This is a genomic window from Pseudomonas arsenicoxydans (assembly GCF_900103875.1).
Taxonomy (GTDB): Bacteria; Pseudomonadota; Gammaproteobacteria; order Pseudomonadales; family Pseudomonadaceae; genus Aquipseudomonas; species Aquipseudomonas arsenicoxydans.
The window spans coordinates 6,412,019-6,424,281 of sequence record NZ_LT629705.1; the positions used below are offsets into that span (position 1 = coordinate 6,412,019).

Annotated in this window: 11 protein-coding genes; 5 read left to right on the forward strand and 6 right to left on the reverse strand. The window is 59.3% G+C overall.

Annotated elements, in window-relative coordinates; all coding sequences use genetic code 11:
• Positions 1 to 706: 706 nt before the first annotated feature.
• From BLQ41_RS29995 to BLQ41_RS30010, 4 genes are all read right to left on the reverse strand, one after another.
• Positions 707 to 1,471, reverse strand: a complete 765-nt coding sequence (locus tag BLQ41_RS29995) for an amino acid ABC transporter ATP-binding protein (protein ID WP_090188113.1) — start codon at positions 1,469 to 1,471, stop codon at positions 707 to 709.
• Positions 1,472 to 1,481: 10 nt separating this feature from the next.
• Positions 1,482 to 2,579 carry an amino acid ABC transporter permease gene (locus tag BLQ41_RS30000; RefSeq protein ID WP_090188116.1) on the reverse strand — a complete coding sequence of 366 codons (1,098 nt, stop codon included), beginning with the start codon at positions 2,577 to 2,579 and terminating at the stop codon, positions 1,482 to 1,484.
• A 10-nt stretch (positions 2,580 to 2,589) separates the two neighbouring features.
• A complete protein-coding gene (locus tag BLQ41_RS30005) occupies positions 2,590 to 3,771 on the reverse strand; it encodes an amino acid ABC transporter permease (RefSeq protein WP_090188119.1) in 1,182 nt (393 codons plus the stop codon).
• Positions 3,772 to 3,836: 65 nt separating this feature from the next.
• Positions 3,837 to 4,868 carry an amino acid ABC transporter substrate-binding protein gene (locus tag BLQ41_RS30010; RefSeq protein WP_090188122.1) on the reverse strand — a complete coding sequence of 344 codons (1,032 nt, stop codon included), beginning with the start codon at positions 4,866 to 4,868 and terminating at the stop codon, positions 3,837 to 3,839.
• Positions 4,869 to 5,335: 467 nt separating this feature from the next.
• Here BLQ41_RS30010 and BLQ41_RS30015 point away from each other — a divergent pair, with 467 nt between their 5' ends.
• The 5 genes from BLQ41_RS30015 to BLQ41_RS30035 all read left to right on the forward strand — a co-directional run bounded on the left by BLQ41_RS30015 (position 5,336) and on the right by BLQ41_RS30035 (position 10,635).
• On the forward strand, positions 5,336 to 5,992 hold the full coding sequence (locus BLQ41_RS30015; protein ID WP_090188125.1) for an alpha/beta hydrolase: 657 nt from the start codon (positions 5,336 to 5,338) through the stop codon (positions 5,990 to 5,992).
• 97 nt (positions 5,993 to 6,089) lie between these two features.
• A complete protein-coding gene (gene rhlB, locus BLQ41_RS30020) occupies positions 6,090 to 7,577 on the forward strand; it encodes an ATP-dependent RNA helicase RhlB (RefSeq protein ID WP_090188127.1) in 1,488 nt (495 codons plus the stop codon).
• Between the two features lie 123 nt (positions 7,578 to 7,700).
• Positions 7,701 to 8,648 carry an ornithine cyclodeaminase family protein gene (locus BLQ41_RS30025; protein WP_090188130.1) on the forward strand — a complete coding sequence of 316 codons (948 nt, stop codon included), beginning with the start codon at positions 7,701 to 7,703 and terminating at the stop codon, positions 8,646 to 8,648.
• A gap of 143 nt (positions 8,649 to 8,791) precedes the next feature.
• Entirely contained in the window at positions 8,792 to 9,919 is a 1,128-nt protein-coding gene (locus BLQ41_RS30030; protein ID WP_090188133.1) for an NAD(P)/FAD-dependent oxidoreductase, read from the forward strand.
• Between the two features lie 89 nt (positions 9,920 to 10,008).
• The gene (locus BLQ41_RS30035; protein WP_090188135.1) at positions 10,009 to 10,635 is read left to right on the forward strand and encodes a helix-turn-helix transcriptional regulator; all 627 of its coding nucleotides are present in this window, start codon (positions 10,009 to 10,011) and stop codon (positions 10,633 to 10,635) included.
• 100 nt (positions 10,636 to 10,735) lie between these two features.
• On the opposite strand, the gene BLQ41_RS30040 is transcribed toward BLQ41_RS30035, so the two are convergent.
• Both BLQ41_RS30040 and moaE read right to left on the reverse strand, forming a co-directional pair.
• Entirely contained in the window at positions 10,736 to 11,512 is a 777-nt protein-coding gene (locus BLQ41_RS30040; protein WP_090188137.1) for an ABC transporter substrate-binding protein, read from the reverse strand.
• A 298-nt stretch (positions 11,513 to 11,810) separates the two neighbouring features.
• Positions 11,811 to 12,263 carry a molybdopterin synthase catalytic subunit MoaE gene (gene moaE / locus BLQ41_RS30045; RefSeq protein WP_090188141.1) on the reverse strand — a complete coding sequence of 151 codons (453 nt, stop codon included), beginning with the start codon at positions 12,261 to 12,263 and terminating at the stop codon, positions 11,811 to 11,813.

Here is a 12,263-nt window from a genome sequence, read left to right on the forward strand (position 1 = left end):
TTACCCACTACGCAGAACCTGCGTTCGGCCTTCCGACGGGGCAGATCAAGATCAAGATCAAAAGCTAAAGGCGAGCTAACGCTCGACCTGATGAGTGGTGAGGAGCAAAAGCTGCGCGCCGGTCTGCTCTGCTTTATGTGGGAGTGAGCCTGCTCGCGATGCTGTTGCTGGTGCTGGTGCTGGTGCTGTTGATCGTTCCCACGCTTCGCGTGGGAATGCCGCCGGGGACGCTCTGCGTTCCGCTGTCGACACCAGGCTTGAGTCTTGCGCAAGGTGACGCGGAGCGTCACGGGATGCACTCCCACGCGGAGCATGGGAACGATCAGTAACCACTACGCGCAAGCGTTGAGCAAACAGGTCGGCCCGTAGGCCGCCTCGTTTTGCTTTGGCGGTGCACGCCCCCTCGTAAGGCCGAGTGGAGGTTCTGCGCAGTGGGCAACCCGGCATGGATGCCGGGTTAGCCGCCCCCGGCCATGGATGGCCGATGGCGGCGGGCCCACGGAGCAGGACCGGAGCGAGGGCATGCCGAGCCTTAGCGAGGCACCGAACGTCAGGGGCAAAAGCGCTTGGTTACTTGGCGCTTCTCCAAGTGACCCGCTGTAAAAGCGGAACCAATAGCCGCCATAACCGCAGAAACGGATATGTACCCAACAACCCGTAAAAAACCCGGCACGAGGCCGGGTTTGTTTAACCAGTCAACAGGGTATCAATGCAAAATCTGGCTCAAGAACAACTTCGTCCGCTCATTCTGCGGATTGTCAAAGAAGTCGTTCGGCGCAGCCTGTTCAACAATTTCACCCTTGTCCATGAAGATCACGCGGTTGGCCACGGTGCGGGCAAAGCCCATTTCGTGGGTTACGCAGAGCATGGTCATGCCGTCTTCGGCCAGGCCGATCATGGTGTCGAGCACCTCTTTCACCATCTCGGGATCGAGTGCTGAAGTCGGTTCATCGAACAGCATGATTTTCGGTTTCATGCACAGCGCACGGGCAATCGCCACACGCTGCTGCTGACCACCGGACAGTTGCCCCGGGAATTTATGCGCCTGCTCCGGAATGCGTACGCGCTCCAGGTAATGCATAGCGATTTCTTCCGCCTGGCGCTTGGGCATCTTGCGCACCCACATTGGCGCCAGCGTGCAGTTCTGCAGGATGGTCAGGTGCGGGAACAGGTTGAAGTGCTGGAACACCATGCCGACTTCACGGCGGATCGCTTCGATCTGCTTGAGGTCGTTGGTCAGCTCCACGCCATCGACCACGATGCGGCCCTGCTGGTGTTCTTCCAGACGGTTGAGGCAACGAATGGTGGTGGACTTGCCCGAACCCGACGGGCCGCACAGCACGATACGCTCGCCCTGCTTGACGTTCAGGTTGATGTCTTTCAACACGTGGAACTGGCCGTACCACTTGTTCACGCCCTGCATCTGGATAATGCCTTCAGGGCTCACAGGCTTTTTGATCGCTTCACTCATGACAAAACTCCTAACGCTTGTGGCCAGTGTCCAGCTTGCGTTCCAAATGCATGGAATAGCGGGACATACCAAAACAGAAAATCCAGAACACCAGGGCCGCGAACACGTAGCCTTCAGTGGCCATGCCCAACCATTTCGGGTCGGCGGCGGCTTGTTTGACGCTGTTGAGCAGGTCGAACAGGCCGATGATGATCACCAGGCTTGTGTCCTTGAACAGCGCAATGAAGGTGTTGACGATGCCAGGGATCACCAGCTTCAGGGCTTGCGGCAGAATCACCAGGCCCATGCTGCGCCAGTAACCAAGGCCCATCGCGGCGGCCGCTTCGTACTGACCTTTGGGGATCGCTTGCAGACCGCCACGCACCACTTCGGCGACGTAGGCCGACTGGAACAGGATCACGCCGATCAGCGCCCGCAGCAGTTTGTCGAAGTTCATGCCTTCGGGCAGGAACAGCGGCAGCATTACCGAGGACATGAACAGCACCGTGATCAACGGCACGCCGCGCCAGAATTCGATGAAGGTCACGCAGACCACTCGAATCGCCGGCATGTTCGAACGACGGCCCAGGGCCAGGACGATCCCCAGTGGCAATGCACCGGCAATACCGACGGTGGCGATCACCAAGGTCAGCATCAAGCCGCCCCATTGGCTGGTCGCAACGTTGGTCAAACCAAAGATGCCGCCATGCAACAGGAAGTAGGCAATGATCGGGTACAGCACCAGGAAGCTCAGCCCGTACACCGCTTTACGGTGAAAACGCGAGATGAACAGTGGTGCGATGCCGATGACCGCCAGCCACACGGTCAGGTCCACGCGCCAGCGCAGTTCCGGCGGGTAGTAGCCGTACATGAACTGGCCGAAGCGCTGCTCGATGAACACCCAGCAGGCGCCCTCCTTCGTGCAGTCGGCGCGGGTGGTGCCAACCCAGTTGGCGTCCAGGATCGCCCAATGCAGGATCGGCGGAACCACCAGGTAAATCAGATAGAACGCGAACAGGGTCAGCAGGGTGTTGAGCCAGCTGGAGAACATGTTCGCGCGCATCCACGCCACCGGCCCGAAGACTTTGCTCGGTGGCGGCATATCAGGCTTGAAAGTATGAGTACTCATGCGCTTTTCCTTACCGCTCGATCAGCGCAATGCGCTTGTTGTACCAGTTCATCAGCAGGGAAATGCTGATACTGATCGCCAGGTACACGCTCATGGTGATGGCAATGACTTCGATCGCCTGCCCGGTCTGGTTCAGCACCGTGCCGGCAAACAACGACACCATCTCCGGATAACCGATACCGGCCGCCAGCGAGGAGTTCTTCGCCAGGTTCAGGTATTGGCTGGTCAGCGGCGGGATGATCACGCGCAGGGCTTGCGGGATGATCACCTTGCGCAGGGTCGGGCCGTTGCGCAAACCCAGCGAGTGCGCCGCTTCGGTCTGGCCGTGGCTGACCGACTTGATGCCCGAGCGCACGATCTCGGCGATAAACGCCGCGGTGTACACCGTCAGGGCCAGGGTCAGCGCCAGCAGTTCGGGGATCAGTACCCAGCCACCGACAAAGTTGAAGCCTTGCAGCTTGGGCATTTCCCAATGCAGGGGTGCGCCGAAGATCAGCGCGCACAGCGTCGGGATCACCAGGAACAGCGCCAGACCGACCCAGAATTTATGGAACGGTACGCCGGTTGCTTCGAAGCGCTTGGTGGCCCAGCGACTCATCAGCACGATGGCGACAATGGCCACGACGACGCTGGCCACAAACGGCCAGAAACCGTCCGCCACCAACGCCGCGGGCATGTTCAGGCCACGGCTGCTGACGAAGAAGGTGTCACCGAAGTTGTGGCTGTTGCGGGGCCCCGGCATGGTCAGGAACACCGCGAAGTACCAGAACAGGATTTGCAGCAGCGGCGGAATATTGCGGAAGACTTCCACATAGACAGTCGCCAGCTTGTTGATGATCCAGTTCTTCGACAACCGTGAAACGCCAACGATGAACCCGAGGATCGTCGCCAGGATCACGCCGATAAAGGTCACCAGCAGCGTGTTGAGCAGGCCGATGACAAACACTCGGGCATAGGTGTCCGATTCGGTGTAGTCGATCAGGTGTTGAGCGATGCCGAATCCGGCACTGCGCTCCAGAAAGCTGAAACCGGAAGTAATGCCCCGGTGTTGAAGGTTGGTCTGCGTGTTGTCGAACAGATACCAGCCCATCGAGACCACCGCCACAACGGTGATGATCTGAAACAGCCACGCACGCACTTTGGGATCGCTGAGGCTGAGCCTCTGCTTTGGTGCGCCGATTGAATTTTGCATGAAGTGCCCCGGATGTAATGGAACAGAACATCACCCGGTGGTTGGCCCACCGGGTGATAGAACCATCAGCGCACTGGTGGTGCGTATTGAATGCCGCCGTTGTTCCACAGAGCGTTCAGCCCGCGGTCGATTTCCAGCGGAGTGCTCTTGCCCAGGTTTCTATCGAACACTTCGCCGTAGTTACCGACTTGCTTGACGATTTGCACGACCCAGTCTTTCTTCACTTTCAGGTCTTTGCCGTATTCGCCGTCAGTGCCCAGCAGACGAGCAACGTCAGGGTTTTTGGTGGCTTTGGCTTCGGCTTCGACGTTCTTCGAAGTGATGCCGGCTTCTTCAGCGTTGAGCATGGCGTAGCCAGTCCAGCGCACGATGGCCAGCCACTCGTCGTCGCCATTACGCACGACCGGGCCCAGTGGTTCCTTGGAAATGGTTTCCGGCAGAACAACGTAGTCCTTCGGCGACGCCAGCTTGCTGCGCTGGGCGAACAGTTGGGATTTGTCGGAGGTCAGTACGTCGCAACGACCGGATTCCAGCGACTTGGCGCTTTCATCGGAGGTGTCGAAGGTGATCGGGGTGTACTTCAGACCGTTGCCGCGGAAGTAGTCGGAAACGTTCAGCTCGGTGGTGGTACCGGCCTGGATGCAGATGGTTGCACCGTCCAGTTCCTTGGCACTTTTGACGCCCAGCTTGTTGTTTACCAGGAAGCCGATGCCGTCATAGTAAGTGATGAAGCCTGGAAACTTCAGGCCCATACCCGCATCACGGGAGCTGGTCATGGTGGTGTTGCGCGACAGGATGTCGATTTCGCCAGACTGCAGCGCGGTGAAGCGCTCCTTGGCGTTCAACTGACTGAACTTGACCTTGGTCGCGTCGCCGAAAACGGCTGCGGCCACGGCGCGGCAGAAGTCTGCGTCGATCCCCAGAATCTTGCCGGTAGCGTCTGGAACCGAGAAGCCCGGCAGACCATCACTGACACCGCACTGTACGAAACCTTTTTTCTGCACTGCATCCAGGGTTGCACCCGCCTGAGCGAACCCACTGACACCAAGCACTGCAGCAGCAGTCACGATAGCCAGGGTGGATTTCAACATCTTCATTCAAACCTCCAGTTTTGCTCTTGTTGTGTCGGAGCTTGAGTCCAGTCGCACCCTTATGAGGCGTAATTGACCCGTGTTGGTTTTTTTTGGGGTCAACCGACGTAGGACCTGCGCTATGAGTCTAGTAGGAGAAAATCCACATCATGGACCACTCACTTCTCACCAATCGGCCGAACGGGCGGTAGCCCTTTCACGTTCGCGAAGCCCGTAGCGGCCACTGGCGAACATCCATCACCGGATTTTTTGCTATCCCACCACTAACAATGGCCTGATAGTGTTACCGACAGGCGTGGGATTTTTAGTACAGGCTTCCCATAGCAAAGCCCGTACCAGACCGCTCGCTAAAGCGATTCAGCGACAGGTCAATAGCAAAACTTGTAGCCTTGCGACATCTTCGTAACTGATCAACCTGACGCGCACTCACATCTCGCACTCAATGAGAGCGCATGCACACTATTGGAGCAGCCATGACCGAGCCCTTGATTCTTCAACCCGTCAAGCCCGCAGACGCCTGCGTAATCTGGCTGCACGGCCTGGGCGCCGACCGCTACGACTTCCTGCCCGTGGCCGAAGCGCTGCAGGAAAATTTGCTGAGCACCCGTTTCGTTCTGCCTCAGGCACCGACCCGCGCTGTCACTATTAATGGTGGCTACGAGATGCCCAGCTGGTACGACATATTGGCCATGAGCCCGGCACGCGCGATCAGTCGCGAGCAGCTGGAAGAGTCCGCGCAACGGGTCATTGATTTGATTGAGGAGCAGAAGGCCTGCGGAATAGACGCTTCGCGGATCTTTCTCGCCGGATTTTCCCAGGGCGGCGCCGTGGTATTGCACGCAGCCTTCCTGAAATGGCAGGGACCGTTGGGCGGCGTACTGGCGCTCTCGACGTATGCGCCGAGCTTCAGCGATGAACTGGAGCTTTCGGCCAGCCAGCAGCGCATTCCCGTGCTGTCTTTGCACGGCCAGTACGATGACGTGGTGCAAAACTCCATGGGTCGCACCGCCTACGAGTATTTGAAGCAACATGGTGTCACCGTGACATGGCAGGAATACCCAATGGGTCACGAAGTGTTACCCGAAGAAATTCGCGACATCGGCGTCTGGCTTGCCGAGCGCTTGCGTTAACCCTTGACGTTAAAAACCGCCCATTGATCATCCCACTACGCCGCGCCCGATTCTTGCATTACACTGGCCGGCGTACATTCCTTAACCAATTGATGAGATGACCGTGCTCAAAGCACTCAAGAAAATGTTCGGTAAGAGCGAGGCTGAGCAGCTCGCGCCAGTCTCCAGCGCTCCGTCTCACATCCCCAGCCACCGCACCGACGGTATTCAGCCTGGCCAGACCGCAACCGTAGCGGCACCGAAACACGAGCCGATGACCACACCGGCCACCCCATCCGCCCCGGCCGTTGCCTCTGAGCAGCCGAGCAGCGAAGTCCAGAAACCTGCGAAACCACGTCGCGAACCCAAGCCAAAGGCACCGGTTATCCCGTGGAAACTCGAAGACTTCGCCGTCGAACCCCTGGAAGGCAAAACCCGCTTCCACGATTTCAAACTCGCCCCGGAACTGATGCACGCCATCCAGGACCTGGGCTTCCCGTACTGCACGCCGATCCAGGCACAGGTGCTTGGCTTCACCCTCGCGGGCAAAGACGCCATCGGTCGCGCCCAGACCGGCACCGGCAAAACCGCTGCGTTCCTGATTTCGATCATCACCCAGCTGCTGGAAACCCCGCCGCCCAAAGAACGCTACATGGGTGAGCCCCGCGCGTTGATCATCGCGCCCACCCGGGAACTGGTGGTGCAGATCGCCAAGGACGCCGCCGACCTGACCAAGTACACCGGCCTCAACGTCATGACGTTTGTCGGTGGCATGGACTTCGACAAGCAGCTCAAGCACCTTGAAGCCCGCCATTGCGACATCCTCGTGGCCACGCCGGGCCGTCTGCTCGACTTCAACCAGCGCGGCGACGTGCATCTGGACATGGTCGAAGTGATGGTGCTCGACGAAGCCGACCGGATGCTCGACATGGGTTTCATCCCGCAAGTGCGTCAGATCATTCGCCAGACGCCACCGAAGAACGAGCGTCAGACGCTGCTGTTCTCCGCGACGTTCACCGAAGACGTGATGAACCTGGCCAAGCAATGGACCACCGACCCGTCGATCGTCGAGATCGAGTCGCAGAACGTGGCCAGCGAAAACGTCGAGCAACACATCTACGCCGTGGCCGGCGCCGACAAATACAAACTGCTCTACAACCTGGTCAACGACAACGGCTGGGAGCGGGTGATGGTCTTCGCCAACCGCAAGGACGAAGTGCGGCGCATTGAAGAACGCCTGGTGCGTGATGGCGTCAACGCCGCGCAACTGTCTGGCGATGTGCCGCAGCACAAACGCATCAAGACCCTGGAAGGTTTCCGCGAAGGCAAGATCCGCGTCCTGGTCGCCACCGATGTCGCCGGTCGCGGTATCCACATCGATGGCATCAGCCACGTGATCAACTTCACGCTGCCGGAAGTCCCGGACGATTACGTGCACCGCATCGGTCGTACCGGTCGCGCAGGCGCTGATGGCGTGTCCATCAGTTTTGCCGGTGAAGATGACTCCTACCAGCTACCGTCCATCGAGGCGTTGCTGGGGCGCAAAATCAGCTGTGAAACGCCGCCGACGCATCTATTGCGGGCGGTTGAGCGTAAGCGCCCATAACACGGCCTTTACCGAAAGAGGCGCAGCCGGAAACGGACTGCGCTTTTTTTTCGCCTCGATGTTGCTCAAGACAACTAAAAGTCCATAATGGACAAATTAGTTTACTTTAGCCCGGAGCCGACCATGTCCAGTACGCCCTACGTGATCAACCAATCCCAAGCCCGCGAGCTGTTGGCACAGGTGGACGTGCCGAAGATCCTGCGCAAACTGTTTCGCGACCTGGCCGCCGGGCAAGCCGTGCAACCGGCACAACAACTGGTGGAGTTCCCCCAAGGCGCCGGTGATTTCATCAACTACTTGGGCGTGTTGGCCGAAGATGGCGTCTACGGGGTCAAGACTTCGCCTTACATCGTCCGCGAGCAGGGCTCGCTGGTGACTGCCTGGACGTTGTTGATGTCGATGCAGACCGGTCAACCCCTGCTGCTGTGCGATGCCGGTGAGCTGACCACCGCTCGCACGGCCGCGACGACCGCCGTCGCCATCGACGCTCTCGCCCCACTGCAAGCACAACGCCTGGCGATTATCGGCAGCGGCAAGGTGGCTCAGGCACATCTGCACTACGTCAAGGATCTGCGTGAATGGCAGAGCATCAGCCTCTATTCGCCAGGATTGAGCGAACTGGATTCCGAGGCACTGGCACAGCTCAAAAACCTCGATCCACGCCTCACCCTCGTCGAGAGTCGTGAAGCCGCCATTCACGATGCGGATGTCATCATGCTCTGCACCTCGTCCGCAGGTCCGGTGATCGACCCGGCAAGCCTGAGCAAACCAGCGCTGATCACGTCCATCAGCACCAATGCGCCGCGAGCCCATGAAGTGCCACCGCAGAGCCTCAATGACATGCAGGTGTTCTGCGACTATCGCCTGACCACCCCAGGCTCGGCGGGTGAAATGCTGATCGCCGGCGAACAACATGGCTGGGACAAACGCTTGATCATCGGCGACTTGCCCGATTTGCTCAGTGAAAAAGTGCAACGCCCCGACTACGATCGCCATGTGTTCTTCCGCTCCATCGGCCTGGGCCTGGAAGACATCGCGCTGGCGAATGCCATTTACCGTCTACAGCACTGACACCATCCCTGTGGGAGCGGGCTTGCCCGCGATTCAGGCGCCGCGGTCTGTCAGGCACAACCGCGGTGATGCAATCGCGGGCAAGCCCGGCTCCCACAGGGTTCCTCTTTATCATTGGCATTTGCGCCCCACAGGAGACGTTTATGAGCCAGGCAGACTTCATCATCATCGGCGGCGGGATTGCCGGTGCTTCCACCGGTTTCTGGTTGTCGCAGCACGCCCGCGTGATTGTGCTCGAGCGCGAATCCCACCCGGCCTATCACTCCACCGGACGCTCCGCCGCACTCTATACCGCAGCCTATGGCACTCCGCAGGTGCGGGCGCTGACCCAGGCCAGTCGCGAGTTCTTCGACGCGCCGCCGACCGGGTTCTGCGAACACCCGCTGCTGACCCCGCGCGGCGAAATGACCGTGGACTTCACCGGCGATCCGGCCGAACTGAACAATCAATACCTGAGCGCCAAAGCCACGGTGCCGGAGATGCAACTGCTTGACGCCGACGAAGCCTGCGCGCGCCTGCCGATCCTGCGCCGGGAAAAAGTCCACGGTGCCATTTACGACCCGACCGCCAGCGACATCGACACCGATGCCCTGCACCAGGGTTATCTGCGTGGCATCCGTCGCAACAAAGGCGAAGTCCACACCGACATCGAAGTGCTGGGGCTGAGCCGTGATGCTGCAGGTCTGTGGCAGGTTCAAACCAACGGCACGACCTTCACCGCGCCGATGATCATCAATGCCGCAGGTGCGTGGGCCGACAAGATCGGTGAGCTGGCCGGCGCCAAACCGTTGGGCCTGCAACCGAAACGGCGCGCGGCGTTCATCTTCGCCGGTCCCGAGGGCGTGGACATCCACCATTGGCCGATGCTGGTCAGCCTCGATGAATCCTTCTACATGAAACCCGACGCCGGGATGTTCCTCGGCTCGCCAGCCAATGCCGACCCGGTCGAGCCCCACGACGTGCAGCCTGAAGAGCTGGACATCGCCATGGGCATCTATCAGATCGAAGAAGCCACCACCTTGACCATCCGCCGCCCGACCCGCACCTGGGCCGGCCTGCGCAGCTTCGTCAGCGATGGCGATTTGATCAGCGGCTTCGATCCGCAAGTGCCGGGGCTGTTCTGGGTTGCGGCACAAGGCGGTTACGGCATCCAGACTTCACCGGCCATGGGCCAGGCCAGCGCGGCGCTGGTACGCGGCGAAGCCTTGCCCGAGCAGCTCGCTCGTTTCGGTCTGAATGCCCAGATGCTATCCCCCGCTCGCCTGGGCTAATCTTTGCCTCAGGTGACGTGCCGGCACGATTGCGGCAAACTTCCAGCGCCCTTTTTGCAGGGCGCTGACGCTGCCTGGAGCTCCACCGTATGAATGCACCTGAAAAAGACCTGGCCCTGGACAATTACCGGGCGATCGCCGATGCCATCGCCACCCTGTTCTTCCCCCATGCCGAGGTGGTGCTGCACGACCTGCGCACGCAAAAGATCGACTACATCGCCAACAACCTGTCCAAGCGGGAAGTCGGCGATGACGCCGCGCTGGAAGACATGCTCAGCGACGACATCAGCGAACGAAACATCGGGCCGTACGAAAAGCTCAATTGGGATGGTCAGAAGATTCGCAGTCTGAGCAGCGTGCTGCGCGACAGCGAAGGTCATCCGCTGGCGGTGCTGTGCATCAATCTGAATATTTCGCTGTTCGAAAACGCGAAAGCGGCGCTGGATCTGTTCCTGTCGCCAAGCAAGCTGATCCCGCAACCGGACTCACTGTTTCGCGATGACTGGCAGGAGCGGATCAATACGTTCCTGCACGCCTGGCTGCGCGAGCGTCAGCTGAGCCTGAACGTGCTGACACGCGACCACAAACGCGAACTGGTGCTGGCACTGCACGCCGAAGGGGCCTTCAAGGGGAAAAGCGCATCGAACTATGTGGCCAATGTGCTGAACATGGGGCGGGCGACTGTTTACAAGCATTTGAAGGAATTGAAGGGCTGAAGATCAAACGATCACAGCCTCGCTTCACTCGACAGCTCCTACAGGGGCCGCATCAGCTGTTAGGAGCTGTCGAGTGAAGCGAGGCGGCGATCTTTTTTGATCAGTCGCCGTAGATGTCGGACTTGAAGTACTTCTCGGAAATCTTCTGGTATTCACCACTCGCGCGAATGCCGTCGATGGCGGTGTTCAGCTCACTGACCAACTCGGTATTGCCCTTGCGTACCGCAATCCCCGCACCTTCACCGACGTATTTCGGGTCCTTGAGTTCCGGCCCGACAAAGGCATAGCCCTTGCCACGCGGCATCGCCAGGAAGTCACTCAATGGAATGGTGTCGGCAAAAATGGCGTCGAGGCGCCCTGCTGCCAGGTCCATGTAGATTTCTTCGTTGTTACCGTAGCGCTTGACGTTGATGCCCTTCGGTTCGAAAACCTCGGTCGCGTAACGATCGGTGGTGGTTGCACGCTGAACGCCCACTGTCTTGCCTTTGAGGCTGGCGTATTGATCATCGACAACCGCGCCGTCCTTCATCACCAGGCGCGATGAAGTGAAGTAGTACTTGTGGGTGAAATCCACCGACTTCTTGCGGTCTTCGTTGATGGTCATGGACGACAGCGCCATGTCGATTTTCTTCACTTTCAGCGAAGGAATCAGGCCGTCGAACTCGCCTTCGACCCACACGCATTTGACCTTCATCTGCGCGCACAGGGCGTTGCCGATGTCATAGTCGAAACCCACGATCTCGCCTTTGTCGGTTTTGGAGGCAAATGGCGGATAGGCGGCTTCGATGCCGATGCGCAGGGTTTTGTCAGCGGCGAACACAGAGCTGCACGCCAACAGACTCAGCGCCAGACCGGTGATGAGGGGGAATTTCTTCATGTTCGTTCTCTCGCGGGTTGTTGTTGGTTTGGCAAGACAGAAGAAAGAGCAGAAACGGGAAATGCCTTTTTTGTACTTATAATTCCATACTGGACTTTTATGTATAAGTCGTCAATTGGGGCAAATGAAGATGTGCCGGCCGGTGGTCGGGCGGTGGTCGGGCGGTGGGTCATCGGGATGTTTGGTGTTGGTGATGGCCTCTTCGCGGGCAAGCCTCGCTCCCACAGGTTTTACGTTGTTCACATAATCTGTGGGAGCGGGCTTGCCCGCGAAGACGTACTTGCAGGCACCGCAGGAATCACTGCTTCCAGCGATCCGCTGCCGCATGATCGCTGTCACGCCCCTCAACCCAACGCGGGCCATCGCTGGTGTTTTCTTTCTTCCAGAACGGCGCACGGGTTTTCAGGTAGTCCATGACAAAGGCGCAGGCATCGAACGCGGCCTGGCGGTGGGCGCTGGCGGCGCCGACGAAGACGATCGGCTCGCCCGGCTCCAGGGCGCCGATCCGGTGCAGCACTTCAAGCTTGAGCAACGGCCAACGCTGCTCGGCCTCAAGGGCAATCTTGGCGAGTGCCCTTTCGGTCATGCCCGGGTAGTGCTCAAGGAACATCCCGGCCACGTCGAGCCCGTCATTGAAGTCGCGCACGTAACCGACAAAACTCACCACCGCGCCGACGCCGACATTGGCGGCGTGCATCGCATTGACTTCAGCACCCGGATCGAATGCCGTGGACTGCACGCGAATTGCCAT